Origin of the sequence: Streptomyces lasalocidi, from assembly GCF_005280215.1 — a bacterium.
In the GTDB taxonomy this organism is placed as follows: domain Bacteria; phylum Actinomycetota; class Actinomycetes; order Streptomycetales; family Streptomycetaceae; genus Streptomyces; species Streptomyces longwoodensis.
In genome coordinates this window covers 1,750,873-1,765,134 of sequence record NZ_SZNQ01000001.1, presented here as the reverse complement: position 1 = coordinate 1,765,134, position 14,262 = coordinate 1,750,873, and the positions used below count along the sequence as shown (strand labels likewise).

The window sequence follows — 14,262 nt, the reverse complement described above, 5'->3', positions numbered from 1 at the left end:
TGACGAGCGGGACCGCGACCGTGACCGCGACCGGGACCGCGAGCCGATCAAGCGGCTGCCGATCCCCGAGGACGTCACGGGCGACGAGATCGACAACGACGTACGGCAGGAGCTCCAGAGCCTGCCCAAGACGCTCGCCGAGGACGTCGCCAAGAACCTGGTGATGGTCGCGCGGCTCATCGACGAGGACCCCGAGGGTGCCTACGGCTACTCCAAGGTGGCCCTGCGCCTGGCGTCCCGCGTCGCTGCCGTGCGCGAGGCGGCCGGCTTCGCGGCGTACGCCAACCAGAAGTACGCCGAGGCGCTGGCGGAGTTCCGGGCGGCGCGCCGGATGACCGGGACCGTCGACCTGTGGCCGTTGATGGCCGACTGCGAGCGTGGGCTCGGGCGGCCGGAGAAGGCGCTGGACATGGCCGGTGCGCCCGAGGTGCACAAGCTGGACAAGGCCGGTCAGGTCGAGATGCGGCTCGTCGCGGCCGGTGCCCGACGTGACATGGGGCAGCTGGACGCGGCCATCGTGACGCTCCAGAGCCCGGAGCTGGCCTCCAACTCTGTCCAGCCGTGGACCGCCCGGCTGCGGTACGCCTACGGCGACGCGCTGCTCGCGGCCGGGCGCAGCGGTGAGGCGCGGGAGTGGTTCGCCAAGGCCGTGGAGGCCGACCGGGACGGCAGCACGGACGCCTCCGACCGGCTCGCCGAGCTGGACGGCGTGGAGTTCGTCGACGCCCTCGACGAGACCGCGGACGGCCTGGACGCCGACGCGGTGGCGGAGAAGGCGGTCGGTCAGGACGACGACGCGGCCGACCGGGCCGGCGACGAGCGAGCGGCGGACGACGAGGACGACGAAGACGTCGAGGACGATGTCGACGTTGACGACACTGACGACGTCGAGGACGATGTCGACGTTGACGACACTGACGACGTCGATGACGACGCGGACGTCGAAGGCATCCGGGTCGACGCTGACGACGAGGACGACGCTGACGACGAGGCCCGCGGCGAGCGCTGAGGCGCCGTGAACCTCGGGTGAGCACGATCAAGGGGCGGGTCCCCGGACGCAAGTCCGGAGGCCCGCCCCTTCGTGTGTCCGGGTGCGCCGTTCGTGCCGTCAGAGGTCCAGCGCGCGCAGCACCAGCCCCGACGCCGGCTTCGGGCCGAAGGACGTCGACTTGCGGGGCATGGTGACGCCTTGGCGGGCCAGGTCGCGGACGACCTCCTCGCGGACGGGGTGCAGCAGGACGGCCGTACCGCCGTCGCGTTCCGCCTTGTCGACCGTGGCCGCCGTGTCGTGGATGTAGGCGATGCGGGCGGGGTCGTCCTCGGGGACGTGCCAGAGGTGGTCCAGGAGCGTGGCGTGCAGGACCGTCGCGTCCAGGGTGCGCCAGGCGGCCGGGCGGTCGGCGGGGACGGTGCGGGCCAGGAGCGCCGGGTCGGGCCGGTCCAGGAGGTGGAAGGCGCCGTCCCCGGCGAGCAGGAACGCGTTGCCCGCGCAGGCGGCGTCCGCCAGCGCGTCCAGGGCCTCGGCCAGGGGCACGTCGAGCCGGCGGACGCGGAAGTGGTCGCGGACGGCGGTCAGCGCGTCGGCCACGGGCAGGCCGTGCAGCAGGCGGTGGATGGCGCGGACGCGCAGCGGGTAGCGGGCCGTGTCGACCAGGAGGACCAGGCCGTGGTCCCAGGGGCTGGGGGAGGGGTGCTCGGCGCGCAGCCGGCGGTAGGTCGCCCAGCGGTGGTGGCCGTCGGCGATCAGGGCCTGGTGGCGGGCCAGGTCCGACCGGACGGCGGCCAGGTCGTCGGGGTCGGTGACCGACCACAGGCGGTGGGCGTAGCCGTCCAGGGTGGTCGTGGACAGCAGCGGGGGCCGTGTCGTCGCCTCGTCCACGACGCGGGCCGCGGCGCCGGCGCCGGCGCCGCGGTAGGTCAGCAGCAGGGGTTCGAGGTTCGCGCAGGTGGCCCGCATGAGGGCGGCGCGGTCGGCGACGATGTGCGGCATGACGTCCTCGTGGGGGAGGACCACGCCCTCGGAGGGGCCGCTGACGCGCAGGGTGCCGATGAGGCCGCGCTGGAGCATGCCGTCGGCGTGCCGCTGCTCGTAGACGTACAGGGCGGGCTCGGGGTCCGCGGTCAGGACGCCCTCGGCGAGCCAGCGGCGCAGGGTGTCGGCCGCCTGTTCGTTGCGTTCGCCGGCGGTGGTGGCCTGGGGGAGGATCAGCCGCACGATGTTGTACGGGTCCGCGTCCTGGAGCTGGTGCAGGCCGTCCGGGCGGACGACGACGTCGTACGGGGGTGAGGTGACGGCCGCCAGGCTGCCGACCCGGTCGGGGTCGTAGCGCAGGCCTCGGAACGGGGTGAGTTCCAGGCCTCGGGGCGCCGTCGCCTGCGAGTGACCTGCTGTGTTCATCAGGGCATCGTACGTGTGTCGGTGGCATGCGCGATGATCGGGGAAAGCGAGCGAACGAGGAGCGATGCGGAATGAGCCAGCGCGTCAGGACGAGGCCCGAGGGCAGTGCACGGGCCCTGAGCGAGGCGTACGACACGGCGCTGCTCGACCTCGACGGGGTGGTGTACGCGGGCGGGAGCGCGATCGCGCACGCCGTGGAGTCGCTGGCCACCGCGCGGGACGGCGGGATGCACCTCGCGTACGTGACCAACAACGCGCTGCGCACCCCGGACGCCGTGGCCGATCACCTGACCGAGCTGGGCATCCCGGCGGCGGCGGACGACGTCATCACCTCGGCGCAGGCGGTCGCCCGGCTGATCAGTGAGCAGGTGCCGCAGGGCGCGCGCGTGCTGGTGATCGGCGGCGAGGGGCTGCGGGTGGCGCTGCGCGAGCGGGGGCTGGAGCCGGTGGAGTCGGCGGACGACGACCCGGCGGCCGTGGTGCAGGGATTCGGCGGGCCCGACCTGCCCTGGGGGCGGTTCGCGGAGGCGTCGTACGCGGTCGCGCGCGGGGTGCCGTGGTTCGCGTCCAACACGGACCTGACGATCCCGAGCGGGCGGGGGATCGCGCCGGGCAACGGCGCCGCGGTGGAGGTCGTGCGGATCGCCACGGGAGCCGAGCCGCAGGTCGCGGGCAAGCCGCTGCCGCCGATGCACCGGGAGACGATCCTGCGCACCGGCGCCGAGCGGCCGTTGGTGGTCGGTGACCGGCTGGACACGGACATCGAGGGCGCGTTCAACGGTGAGGTGGACTCGCTGCTGGTGCTGACCGGGGTGACGGACGGCGCGCAGCTGCTGGCGGCGCCGCCGCGGCACCGGCCGACGTTCGTGGACCGGGACCTGCGTGGGCTGCTCACCGGGCAGCCGGACGTCGAGGAGGCCGACGGCGGCTTCCGGTGCGGCGGGTGGACCGCGTCCGCGGACGGCGAGCGCCTGCGCCTGGAGGGCGACGGCGACGGTCTGGACGGGCTGCGGGCGCTGTGCGCGGCGGCCTGGACGTCCGCCGGGGACGGCTCCTGCACCCTGGACGGGGAGAAGGCGCTGGCGCGGCTGGGGATGTGAGGGGGTGTCGGGGGAACCCGCGCGCGGTGGTGGGCCGGGCCTGAGCGGGCGGGTCCGGGCCGGGGATCGAAGGGCCTTCGCAGGGTAGGCTAACCTAACTGCGTGTTGGTCGACAGTGTTCCCGAACAGCGCGCGGAGCCGGTTGCCGCGCCCTCGGCCCGGCGGGCAGTTCGTGCCGTCGGGCTGCTCGCCTCCCTGGGCGTCCTGGCCGTCGTCGCCCTGGCGAGCATCGCCGTCGGGGCGAAGGAGCTGTCCGTCGCCCAGGTGTGGCACGGGCTGTTCGCGTCCTCGGGGACGTACGGCGACGTCGTCGTCGACGAGCGGCTGGCGCGCACCCTGCTCGGGCTGCTCGCCGGGGCGGCCCTCGGGCTCGCCGGGGCCGTGCTCCAGGCGCTCACCCGCAATCCGCTGGCCGATCCGGGGCTGCTCGGCATCAACGCCGGGGCGTCCGCCGCGGTCGTCACCGCCATCACCTTCTTCGGCGTCACGAGCCTGAGCGGGTACGTGTGGTTCGCCTTCCTGGGCGCGGCCGCGGTGGGCGCACTGGTCTGGTTCCTCGGCGGCAGCCGCGGGGCGACGCCGGTGCGGCTCGCGCTGGCGGGCACGGCGATCAGCGCCGCGCTGTACGGCTACCTCCAGGCCGTGATGATCACCAACGGCGCGGCGCTCGCCAAGATGCGCTTCTGGACGGTGGGTTCGCTGTCCTCCGCGACCGACACCACGATCGAGCAGGTCCTGCCGTTCCTGGTGGCCGGCACGGTCCTCGCGCTCGCCCTCGCCCGGCCGCTGAACGCGATGGAGATGGGCGACGACACCGCGCGGGCCCTCGGCGCCCACCTCAACCGCACCCGGGCGCTGTCGATGCTGGCCGCCACCGTGCTGTGCGGGGCGGCGACCGCCGCGTGCGGGCCCATCGTGTTCGTCGGGCTGATGGTGCCGCACGTCGTGCGCTCCTTCACCGGGCCCGACCTGCGCTGGATCCTGCCGTACGCCGCCGTGCTGTCGCCCGTGCTGCTGCTCGGCTCGGACGTGATCGGCCGCGTCGTGGCCCGGCCCTCCGAGGTCCAGGTCGGGATCATCACCGCGATCATCGGCGGCCCGGTCTTCATCTTTCTCGTACGACGGCGGAGGACGGCGCAGCTGTGACGACCGAAGTGAAGGCGGACAGGGGACCCGGCCGGCGCGGGCCGCGTGCGCTGCGCACCCCGGGCGGGCTGTCCGTCCGGCTGGATCCGCGGGCCCTGGTGGTCGTCGTCCTGCTGCTGCTCGCCGCGCTGGGCGCGGGGGTCGTGCTGATCGGCACCGGCGACTACCCGATCCCGCCCGGCGACGTCCTCAAGACGCTCCTCGGCAACGGCGACCCGGGCCAGGAGTTCATCGTCAACGAGCTGCGGCTGCCCCGGGTCCTCGTCGGCCTGCTCGTCGGTGCCTCGCTGGGCCTGGGCGGCGCGCTGTTCCAGGCCGTCTCGCGCAACCCGCTCGGCAGCCCCGACGTGCTCGGCCTCGGGCAGGGCGCGACCGCCGGGGCGCTCGTCGTCATCGTGCTGTTCTCCGGGGACGCCGACGCGGTCACCGTGGGCGCGCTGGTGGGCGGTCTGGTGACCGGCGCGGCCATCTACCTGATGGCCTGGAAGCGCGGTGTGCACGGCTACCGGCTGGTGCTCGTCGGCATCGGCGTCTCCGCGATGGCCACCGCGGTCAACGGCTACCTGATGACCAAGGCCGACTTCGTCGACGCGGCGCGGGCCCTGGTGTGGATGACCGGCACGCTCGACGGGCGGGACTGGAAGCAGGTCTGGCCGCTGCTCGTCCTGTTCTGCGTGCTGGTCCCGCTGGTCCTCGCCAACGCGCGCGGGCTGCGCATGATGGAGATGGGCGACGACGTCTCCCACGCCCTGGGCGTGCGCGTGGAACGGGTGCGGATGCTGCTGATGGTGTGCGCCGTCCTGCTCACCGCGGCCGCCACCGCCGCCGCGGGCCCCGTCAGCTTCGTGGCGCTCACCGCGCCGCAACTCGCCCGGCGCCTGACCCGCTCGCCGGGACCGAACCTCGTGCCGTCCCTGTGCATGGGCGCCGCCCTGCTGGTCGTCGCCGACTGGGCGTCCCAGCGGTTGTTCGGCGACGGGCAGCTGCCCGTCGGCGTGGTCACCGGCGTGCTCGGCGGTGTCTACCTGCTGTGGCTGCTGGTCACCGAGCGCAGGGCGGGCCGGATATGAGCACCGCCGCCGGCCCCGACCGCGGGCGCATCGACCGAAGGAGCACCGTGAACCGCCTGTCCGCCGAGAACGTCACCCTCGCCTACGACCAGCGGGTGATCGCCGAGCAGCTGTCGGTGGAGATCCCCGACCACTCCTTCACGGTGATCGTCGGTCCCAACGCGTGCGGCAAGTCGACGCTCCTGCGGGCCCTGTCACGGATGCTCAAGCCCAGCCGCGGCCGGGTGCTGCTGGACGGACAGGCCATCCAGTCCCTGCCGGCCAAGCAGGTCGCCCGCACCCTGGGCCTGCTGCCGCAGTCGTCCATCGCGCCCGACGGGATCACCGTCGCCGACCTGGTCGGCCGCGGCCGCTACCCGCACCAGGGCCTGCTGCGCCAGTGGTCCGCCGAGGACGAGCGGGTGGTGCACGAGTCGATGCGGCAGACCGGGGTGGCCGAGCTGGCCGAGCGGTACGTCGACGAGCTGTCCGGCGGTCAGCGCCAGCGCGTGTGGATCGCCATGGCGCTCGCCCAGCAGACCCCGCTGCTGCTCCTGGACGAGCCGACGACGTACCTCGACATCCAGCACCAGATCGACGTGCTCGACCTGTGCGCCGAGCTGCACGAGGAGCAGGGGCGGACGCTGGTCGCCGTGCTGCACGACCTCAACCACGCCGCCCGGTACGCCACCCATCTGATCGCCCTGAAGGCCGGCCGGGTCGTCGCCCAGGGCACGCCGGGCGAGGTGGTCACCGCGGAGCTGGTCGAGGAGGTGTTCCAGCTGCGCTGCCAGGTCATCGACGACCCGGAGACGGGCACGCCGCTGGTCGTACCGGCGGCACGGAAGGCACGCGCACGCGTGGCGGCCGCGGAGGCTTCGTGAGGGAGCCCGGGCACGCCGCCGGTGGGGCCAGTTGTCCGCGGGACGCCCACGGCAGCGTCCTGAGGACGACTACAGCAGCTTCCTGAGGACGAGCAGGTCGCGCAGGCCCGCGTGCAGGGACACCCGGCCCGAGCCCCACGCCTTGGCGAAGTGCAGCCGCCCGTCGACCAGGGCGACCAGGTCGTCACCGGTCATCGACAGCCGGATCTCGGCCTTCTCCCGGGGCGGCCCCGGCACCGTGTCGTCGACCCGGATCCGGCCGCCCGTCATCCGGCCCAGGAACGTGGTGTCCAGGTCGGTGACGTGGCAGCTGACCGAGCGGTCCAGCGCGGCGGCCGCGCGGACGTCCCCCTCGGCCCGGCCCATGCTGTCCGAGAGCTTCTCGAGTGCGGCACGGCACTCCTCGATCGTCGCCATCGGGCACGACGGTACCGCAGCGCTTCGCGGTAGCGTCTGGGCATGAGCGACACGGAAACCCCCCGGGAGGAGGCGGCCGCACAGGTGGCTGCCGCAACGGCCGGGGGAACCGCGGGGGAGCCGGCCGCGCAGGCCGCCGGCCCCGCCGCCGGGGAGCCGGCCGAACCCGACGACGACCCGGCCGCCCCCGCCCCGCTCGGCGTGCCCCGCACCCCCACCGGCCACGCCGAGGTCGACGCCCACCTCGAACGGCTGGGCGACGCCGACCACCTCGCCACGGACGGACACGTGGAGGTGTACGAGGATGTACACCGGGGCTTGCGCGACGCGCTCACCGCGCTCGACGCCCGCCCGGGACCTCCCGTCCCCCCACCGCCGTACGGACCTAGGAGCTGAACCGACCGTGGCAGGAGTCGCACGTCGCCGTCTCGACGCGGAGCTGGTGCGCCGCAAGCTCGCGCGCTCGCGCGAGCACGCCAGCCAGCTGATCGCCGCCGGACGGGTCACCGTCGGCAGGACCGTGGCGACCAAGCCCGCCACGCAGGTGGAGACCGCGGTGGCCATCCTCGTCGCGACCGACGACAGCGACCCCGACTACGTCTCGCGCGGCGGCCACAAGCTCGCCGGGGCCCTGGAGGTCTTCGTCCCGCAGGGCCTCGTCGTGCGGGGCCGGCGCGCGCTGGACGCCGGCGCGTCCACCGGCGGCTTCACCGACGTGCTGCTGCGCGCGGGCGCCGCGCACGTGGTGGCCGTGGACGTGGGGTACGGACAGCTCGCCTGGTCCCTGCAGAGCGATGAACGCGTCACCGTCAAGGACCGTACGAACGTACGCGAGTTGACGCTCGAAGCGATCGATGGGGAGCCTGTGGATCTTGTCGTGGGGGACTTGTCCTTCATCCCGCTCGGGCTGGTGCTGCCCGCCCTGGCACGCTGCACCGGACCGGACGCCGACCTGGTGATGATGGTCAAGCCGCAGTTCGAGGTGGGGAAGGAACGGCTGGGCAGCGGGGGCGTGGTCCGCAGCCCGCAGCTGCGGGCCGAGGCCGTGCGGGGCGTGGCCGGGCGGGCGTGGGAACTGGGACTCGGCGTCCGGGGCGTCACGGCGAGCCCGCTGCCGGGCCCCTCGGGCAACGTCGAGTACTTTCTGTGGCTGCGCGCCGGGGCACCCGCCCTGGACCCGGCCGACGTCGACCGTGCAGTGGCGGAGGGGCCGCGGTGACCGAGAACCGAGCACGTACCGTCTTCCTGCTGGCCCACACGGGCCGGCCCGCCGCCATCCGCAGCGCGGAACTGGTGGTCGCGGGCCTGCTGCGGTCCGGGATCGGGGTGCGCGTCCTGGAGTACGAGGCGCGCGACCTGCCCCTGCCGCCCGAGGTGGAACTCGTCAAGGAGGCGACCCCGCAGTGCCTCGACGGGTGCGAGCTGCTGATCGTCCTCGGCGGTGACGGGACGCTGCTGCGCGGCGCGGAGTTCGCGCGGGCGTCGGGCGTGCCGATGCTCGGCGTCAACCTCGGGCGGGTCGGCTTTCTCGCCGAGGCCGAGCGCGACGACCTGGACAAGGTCGTCGACCGGGTGGTGTCCCGGGCGTACGAGGTCGAGGAGCGGATGACCGTCGACGTCGTCGTGCACCGAAACGGCGACATCGTGCACACCGACTGGGCGCTGAACGAGGCGGCCGTGCAGAAGGCCGGCGCCGAGAAGCTGCTGGAAGTGGTGCTGGAGATCGACGGGCGGCCGGTGACCGGGTTCGGCTGCGACGGCATCGTGCTGTCGACGCCGACCGGGTCCACCGCGTACGCGTTCTCGGCCGGCGGGCCCGTGGTGTGGCCCGAGGTGGAGGCGCTGCTGATGGTGCCGATCAGCGCGCACGCGCTGTTCGCCAAGCCGCTGGTGACCTCGCCCGACTCGGTGCTGGCCGTCGAGGTGCTGCCGCACGTCCCGCCGGGCGTGCTGTGGTGCGACGGGCGGCGGACCGTGGAGCTGCCGCCGGGGGCGCGGGTGGAGGTGCGGCGCGGTGCCGTGCCGGTCCGGCTGGCCCGGCTGCACCACGCCTCGTTCACGGACCGATTGGTCGCCAAGTTCGCCCTGCCGGTGTCCGGTTGGCGGGGAGCCCCGCACTAGGGCCTGTCGTTTGGATCATTCCGGCGTCGCGGGGTCCGGCACGCGCATCTGCGGCGTTGTCGTCGGTGGGCGACGCTCCGCGTCGCCGCCCTCCTCCGCCTTGCAGCTGCACGCACCGGACCCCGCTCGGGTCGGCGACAAGGCGCCGTGGGCCGGGCCGGACTGATCCGAACGACAGGCCCTAGCCGGCGGGCCGTCCGCGGGGCCGGTGGGGTGCCGGCTCCGGCGGGCCACCCGCCCGGGTGACAAGGGCACCTCGCACTTCCTCGGCCCGACCTCGTAAGGTCTTCACCGTGCTGGAAGAGATGCGGATACGGTCGCTCGGAGTCATCGACGACGCCGTCGTCGAGCTGTCGCCAGGCTTCACCGCCGTGACGGGTGAGACGGGCGCCGGCAAGACCATGGTGGTCACCAGCCTCGGGCTGCTCCTCGGCGGACGCGCGGACGCCGCGCTCGTGCGGATCGGGGCCGAGAAGGCGGTCGTCGAGGGGCGCATCACCGTGCCCGCGGACGCCCCGGTGGCCGTGCGCGCCGAGGAGGCGGGCGCCGAGCTGGACGACGGGGCGCTGCTGATCAGCCGTACCGTCTCGGCCGAGGGGCGCTCGCGGGCGCACCTGGGCGGGCGCAGCGTGCCCGTGGGCATGCTGGCCGAGCTGGCCGACGAGCTGGTGGCCGTGCACGGGCAGACCGACCAGCAGGGGCTGCTCAAGCTGTCCCGCCAGCGGCAGGCGCTCGACCGGTACGCCGGGGACGCCGTCACGGTGCCGCTCGCCAAGTACCAGGAGGCGTACCGGCGGCTGCGGGCCGTCTCCGCGGAGCTGGACGAGATCACCACGCGCGCGCGTGAGCGGGCCCAGGAGGCCGATCTGCTGCGCTACGGCCTCGATGAGATCGCCGCCGTCGAGCCGCGCGCCGGCGAGGACGTGGAACTGGCCGAGGAGGCCGAGCGGCTCGGGCACGCCGAGGCGCTGTCGTCGGCCGCCACGGTCGCGCACGCGGCCCTCGCGGGCAATCCCGAGGACCCCGAGGGCATCGACGCCACCACCCTCGTCGCGGGCGCCCAGCGGGCCCTGGAGGCCGTCCGCTCGCACGACCCGGCGCTGGCCGCGCTCGCCGACCGCATCGGCGAGATCGGCATCCTGCTCGGCGACGTCGCGGGCGAGCTGGCCGGGTACGCCGACGACCTGGACGCCGATCCGCTGCGGCTGGCGGCCGTGGAGGAGCGGCGGGCGGCGCTGACCGGGCTGACCCGGAAGTACGGTGAGGACGTCACCGCGGTGCTCGCCTGGGCGGAGCGCGGTGCCGCCCGCCTGACCGAGCTCGACTCCGACGACGAGCGCATCGACGAGCTGACCGCCGAGCGGGACGCGCTGCGCGCCGAACTGGGCGGGCTGGCGCAGGCGCTGACCGATGCGCGCGGCGAGGCCGCCGAGCGGTTCGCGGCGGCCGTGACCGAGGAGCTGGCCTCCCTCGCCATGCCGCACGCGCGCGTGTCCTTCGAGATCCGCCAGACCGAGGACCCGGAGGGCGTCGAGGTCGGCGGGCGGACGGTGGCGTACGGGCCGGCGGGTGCCGACGAGGTGGAGCTGCTGCTGGCGCCCCACCCGGGGGCGCCGGCCCGGCCGATCGCCAAGGGTGCCTCGGGCGGTGAGCTCTCGCGCGTGATGCTGGCCGTCGAGGTGGTGTTCGCCGGGACCGACCCGGTGCCCACGTACCTGTTCGACGAGGTGGACGCCGGTGTCGGCGGCAAGGCGGCCGTGGAGATCGGGCGCCGTCTCGCGCGTTTGGCGAGGACGGCGCAGGTCGTGGTGGTCACCCACCTCCCGCAGGTCGCGGCGTTCGCGGACCGGCAGCTGCTGGTCGAGAAGACCAACGACGGGTCGGTGACCCGCTCGGGCGTGAAGGTGCTGGAGGGCGAGGACCGCATCCGGGAGCTGTCCCGGATGCTCGCCGGCCAGGAGGACTCGGAGACGGCCCGCGCCCACGCGGAGGAACTGCTGGCGACGGCCCGCGCGGACGGGTGACGCCCGGGGCGGTGCCGGGGTCACCGGCCGTCGAGGCCGGTGACCGTCGCCGTCCGGGAACGGGGCCATCGACTCCCGGGGTGCGGTGACGCTCACCGTGCGGGACCGGGTCCACCGGCCCTCAGCGGACGGTGACACTCGCCGCGGACGGGGCCTGCCGCGGTGGGTACAGCCGGGTCAGGGCGTCCAGCCGGGTGTCGAGCGCGGTCAGCGCGTCGAGGGCGGTGCGCACGGCCGGCCCCGGAGCGGCCGGGGTGCCCGTCGGGTCCGGCGCGTCGGCCGGGGGACCGTCCGGTGGCGGGGGACGACGGCCGATCGCCCGGCGTACGGCGAGGGCGTGGGCCGCGGCCCGGGCGCGCCGGCCGGTCACCGCCGGATCGCCGGCCAGGCCCGCCGGGGCCGCCGTGACGGCGTCGGCCAGTTCGTCGGCCGGACCCGCGCAGCCCTGGAGCGCCGACCACGCCTCCAGCGCCGGGCAGGCGCGGGGCGGGCCGGGAGCCGGGAGGGCGGCGAGGACCCGCAGGGGGGCCACGGCCAGGCCCAGCTGGTCCACACCGTGCGCGAACCGGGCGCGGGCCCGCCGCACGGCGCACACGTCGTGCCAGTCGGCCTCCAGCAGTTCGCCCAGGCCCGCCAGCGCGGCCGCGGTACGGGCCCGCGCCACCGCGGCCGTGCGGATCGGCAGCACCAGCCAGGACGCGGCGAGACCGATCAGCGCGCCCGCCGCGATCCCGGCCGGCCGGGTCCGCAGCAGGTCGCCGGGGTCCTGGCCGAACCAGTCGTACAGCAGGCACAGGGCGGCGGTGACGCAGGCCGCCCAGTACGCGTAGCTCAGCTCGCGCAGCCAGGTCCCGGCGGCCAGCACGGCGAAGATCAGCACGACGGTGGTGTCCGAGCGCGGTCCGACGGTGCCCGGCAGGGCGCCCGCGGCCAGCGTGCCGGCCGCGGCGCCCAGGGTCCGCCAGGCCCCCTTCACCAGCACGTCCCCGCGGCTGCGCGCGCCGCCGCACACCAGGTGGGCGCTGAGGACGACCCAGGCCCAGTGGTCGGGCCACACCGAGGGTCCGGCGCAGCGACCTCGGTAAAGTAAGCATTGCGTAGGATCACCGCCGACGTAAGGTGCGGTTGAACGGGGGAATGTCGCTGGCCCGTCGCGAAATGGTGAGTGTTAACTTAACAAGGTGACGGTGGAGCGACCAGAGCGGACCGAGCCGTCGTCGGGCCCCGGCGACGGTGTGGCGGAGATCCGGCAGGGCGTCGTCCGGCTCGCCCGGCGGCTGAGCGCGGAGCGCCCCGAGGACGGGCTGAGCCTCAACAAGAGCAGCGTGCTGGCACACTTGCGCCGCAACGGGCCGATGTCGGCGGGCGCGCTCGCCGCCGCCGACCACCAGCAGCCGCAGTCCCTCACCCGGGTGTTCGCCGAACTGGAGAGTGACGGCTTGATCAGCCGCAGCCGGGACACCCGGGACGGGCGGCAGCGGGTCCTGGAACTCACCGACGAGGGCCGCAGGGCGCTCGCCCGCGACATGGCCCAGCGCGACAACTGGCTCGACCGCGCCCTCGCCGGGCTCACCGAGACCGAGCAGCAGGTGCTGCTGCTCGCCGCCCGGCTGATGAACCGTCTCGCCGACTCACCGGGCGGACGCTCCGACCGCCCGTCCCGACCCCGTTGACGGAGGCTTCCGTGCCCTGGTCCGACCACGCCATCTGGTGGCACGTCTACCCCCTCGGCTTCCTCGGAGCCGAGCGCGCCGCCCTGCCCCCGGGCGAGCCGCCGCGCCACCGCCTGCCGGTGCTGGCGGACTGGCTCGACCACCTCCTCGCGCTGGGCTGCAACGGCCTCGCCCTCGGACCGGTCTTCGCCGCCGAGACCCACGGCTACGACACCACCGACCACTTCCGCGTCGACCCCCGGCTCGGCACCGAGGAGGACCTGACCGAGCTGGTCGAGCGGTCCGCCGAGCGCGGGGTGCGGGTCCTGCTGGACGGCGTCTTCAACCACGTCGGCCGGTCCTTCGGCCCGTTCCAGGACGTGGTGCGGCACGGTGCCGCGTCGCCGTACGCGGACTGGTTCGTGCCCGAGGGGGACGACTTCCGCACCTTCGAGGGGCACCGGCACCTGGTCGCCCTCAACCACGAGAACCCCGAGGTCGCCGACCACGTCGCCGCGGTGATGGAGCACTGGCTGGACCGCGGGGTGGCCGGCTGGCGCCTCGACGCCGCGTACGCGGTGCCGCGGCCGTTCTGGCGGACCGTCACCGACCGGGTGCGCGCCCGGCACCCGCAGGCGTGGTTCAGCGGGGAGGTCATCCACGGCGACTACGCGGCGTACGTCACGGAGGGCGGCCTCGACTCGGTCACCCAGTACGAACTGTGGAAGGCCGTGTGGAGCTCGCTCAACGACACCAACCCGCACGAGCTGGCCTGGTCGTTCGAGCGCCACAACGCCCTGCTCGACACGTTCCCGCCGCAGACGTTCGTGGGCAACCACGACGTGACGCGGATCGCCAGCCGGCTGCACGAGCCCCGGCACCTCGCGCACGCGCTCGCGGTGCTGTTCACGGTCGGCGGGATCCCGTCGGTGTACGCCGGGGACGAGCGCGCCTGGCAGGGCGTCAAGGAGGAGCGGGCGGGCGGCGACGACGCCGTCCGGCCGGCCTTCCCGGCCCGGCCCGAGGAGCTGGGCGAGGACCGGCTGGCCGTGCAGCGGTTGCACCAGACACTGGTCGGACTGCGCCGGCGCAACGCCTGGCTGGTGCGGGCGCAGACGCAGGTGCACACACTGGACGACACCGTGCTCACGTACACCCTCACCGACCCCGCCGCCGGCCCCGGGAGCGGGGCGGCGGTGGCCGTCGCGCTGAACTTCGGCGCGGCGCCCGCGACGGGGGCGGTGCCCGCCGCGCCCTGGACGCGCGGCGCGGGGGACGGTGACGTGGACGCCGGGTCCGGGACGGTGTCCCTGCCGGCCTTCGGCTGGTGCGTGGCGACGGCCCCGGGCATCCCGGGGTGACCGGCTGAGTCGGCGCCCCACAGCCCTGTCGCGCCGGCGGGCGCACTCCGCCCCGCCGTTCGGCCGTAACCGCACGCCTTCACCCGTGTGGGTGACATGGGTGCCCGGGA

At 74.8% G+C, this 14,262-nt stretch carries 13 protein-coding genes and 1 pseudogene; 11 read left to right on the top strand and 3 right to left on the bottom strand.

All coding sequences use genetic code 11. The annotated features are described in order from the left end of the window. Positions 1 to 55: 55 nt before the first annotated feature. Positions 56 to 743 (top strand): annotated as a pseudogene (locus E4U91_RS07875) (tetratricopeptide repeat protein); the annotation flags it as partial. A gap of 365 nt (positions 744 to 1,108) precedes the next feature. Here the strand turns inward: E4U91_RS07875 and E4U91_RS07870 are convergent. After that, positions 1,109 to 2,398: a DUF1015 family protein gene (locus E4U91_RS07870; RefSeq protein ID WP_137306163.1), complete on the bottom strand. Its 1,290-nt coding sequence runs from the start codon at positions 2,396 to 2,398 to the stop codon at positions 1,109 to 1,111. Positions 2,399 to 2,469: 71 nt separating this feature from the next. Here E4U91_RS07870 and E4U91_RS07865 point away from each other — a divergent pair, with 71 nt between their 5' ends. The 4 genes from E4U91_RS07865 (at position 2,470) to E4U91_RS07850 (ending at position 6,577) form a co-directional block, all read left to right on the top strand. Next, a complete protein-coding gene (locus tag E4U91_RS07865; RefSeq protein ID WP_137306162.1) occupies positions 2,470 to 3,498 on the top strand; it encodes an HAD-IIA family hydrolase in 1,029 nt (342 codons plus the stop codon). Positions 3,499 to 3,600: 102 nt separating this feature from the next. Next, the gene (locus E4U91_RS07860; protein WP_137306161.1) at positions 3,601 to 4,644 is read left to right on the top strand and encodes a FecCD family ABC transporter permease; all 1,044 of its coding nucleotides are present in this window, start codon (positions 3,601 to 3,603) and stop codon (positions 4,642 to 4,644) included. After that, positions 4,641 to 5,714: a FecCD family ABC transporter permease gene (locus tag E4U91_RS07855; protein WP_241678532.1), complete on the top strand. Its 1,074-nt coding sequence runs from the start codon at positions 4,641 to 4,643 to the stop codon at positions 5,712 to 5,714. Before E4U91_RS07860 ends, E4U91_RS07855 begins: the two co-directional genes overlap by 4 nt. Next, the gene (locus E4U91_RS07850; RefSeq protein WP_174867768.1) at positions 5,711 to 6,577 is read left to right on the top strand and encodes an ABC transporter ATP-binding protein; all 867 of its coding nucleotides are present in this window, start codon (positions 5,711 to 5,713) and stop codon (positions 6,575 to 6,577) included. The genes E4U91_RS07855 and E4U91_RS07850 overlap by 4 nt, the downstream gene beginning before the upstream one ends. Before the next feature lie 69 nt (positions 6,578 to 6,646). Here E4U91_RS07850 and E4U91_RS07845 read toward each other — a convergent pair whose 3' ends face one another. After that, on the bottom strand, positions 6,647 to 6,994 hold the full coding sequence (locus tag E4U91_RS07845; protein ID WP_067234854.1) for an SCP2 sterol-binding domain-containing protein: 348 nt from the start codon (positions 6,992 to 6,994) through the stop codon (positions 6,647 to 6,649). A 42-nt stretch (positions 6,995 to 7,036) separates the two neighbouring features. On the opposite strand from E4U91_RS07845, the gene E4U91_RS07840 reads away from it, so the two are divergent. The 4 genes from E4U91_RS07840 to recN all read left to right on the top strand — a co-directional run bounded on the left by E4U91_RS07840 (position 7,037) and on the right by recN (position 11,139). Then, positions 7,037 to 7,390, top strand: a complete 354-nt coding sequence (locus E4U91_RS07840) for a hypothetical protein (RefSeq protein WP_137306159.1) — start codon at positions 7,037 to 7,039, stop codon at positions 7,388 to 7,390. 7 nt (positions 7,391 to 7,397) lie between these two features. Then, positions 7,398 to 8,213 (top strand): TlyA family RNA methyltransferase, encoded by an 816-nt coding sequence (locus E4U91_RS07835; protein ID WP_137306158.1) that lies wholly within the window; start codon positions 7,398 to 7,400, stop codon positions 8,211 to 8,213. Further along, positions 8,210 to 9,115: an NAD kinase gene (locus E4U91_RS07830; RefSeq protein WP_137306157.1), complete on the top strand. Its 906-nt coding sequence runs from the start codon at positions 8,210 to 8,212 to the stop codon at positions 9,113 to 9,115. Before E4U91_RS07835 ends, E4U91_RS07830 begins: the two co-directional genes overlap by 4 nt. Before the next feature lie 305 nt (positions 9,116 to 9,420). Next, complete coding sequence (recN, locus tag E4U91_RS07820; protein WP_137310718.1) at positions 9,421 to 11,139, top strand: DNA repair protein RecN; 1,719 nt, start codon at positions 9,421 to 9,423, stop codon at positions 11,137 to 11,139. 121 nt (positions 11,140 to 11,260) lie between these two features. Here the strand turns inward: recN and E4U91_RS07815 are convergent, their stop codons facing one another. Continuing rightward, positions 11,261 to 12,196: an FUSC family protein gene (locus tag E4U91_RS07815; RefSeq protein WP_137306156.1), complete on the bottom strand. Its 936-nt coding sequence runs from the start codon at positions 12,194 to 12,196 to the stop codon at positions 11,261 to 11,263. 130 nt (positions 12,197 to 12,326) lie between these two features. Here E4U91_RS07815 and E4U91_RS07810 point away from each other — a divergent pair, with 130 nt between their 5' ends. Together E4U91_RS07810 and E4U91_RS07805 are read left to right on the top strand one after the other, a co-directional pair. Continuing rightward, positions 12,327 to 12,812, top strand: coding sequence for a MarR family winged helix-turn-helix transcriptional regulator (locus tag E4U91_RS07810; protein ID WP_241678531.1), 486 nt, complete (start codon positions 12,327 to 12,329; stop codon positions 12,810 to 12,812). A gap of 11 nt (positions 12,813 to 12,823) precedes the next feature. After that, positions 12,824 to 14,152, top strand: coding sequence for an alpha-amylase family glycosyl hydrolase (locus tag E4U91_RS07805; RefSeq protein ID WP_137306155.1), 1,329 nt, complete (start codon positions 12,824 to 12,826; stop codon positions 14,150 to 14,152). Positions 14,153 to 14,262 lie beyond the last annotated feature (110 nt).

Excerpts from the sequence above, each read along its gene's own strand:
- E4U91_RS07840 (WP_137306159.1), top strand. The coding sequence starts at position 7,037 with ATGAGCGACACGGAAACCCCCCGGGAGGAGGCGGCCGCACAGGTGGCT.
- E4U91_RS07845 (WP_067234854.1), bottom strand. The coding sequence starts at position 6,994 with ATGGCGACGATCGAGGAGTGCCGTGCCGCACTCGAGAAGCTCTCGGAC.
- E4U91_RS07870 (WP_137306163.1), bottom strand. The coding sequence starts at position 2,398 with ATGAACACAGCAGGTCACTCGCAGGCGACGGCGCCCCGAGGCCTGGAA.
- recN (WP_137310718.1), top strand. The coding sequence starts at position 9,421 with ATGCGGATACGGTCGCTCGGAGTCATCGACGACGCCGTCGTCGAGCTG.
- E4U91_RS07865 (WP_137306162.1), top strand. The coding sequence starts at position 2,470 with ATGAGCCAGCGCGTCAGGACGAGGCCCGAGGGCAGTGCACGGGCCCTG.
- E4U91_RS07850 (WP_174867768.1), top strand. The coding sequence starts at position 5,711 with ATGAGCACCGCCGCCGGCCCCGACCGCGGGCGCATCGACCGAAGGAGC.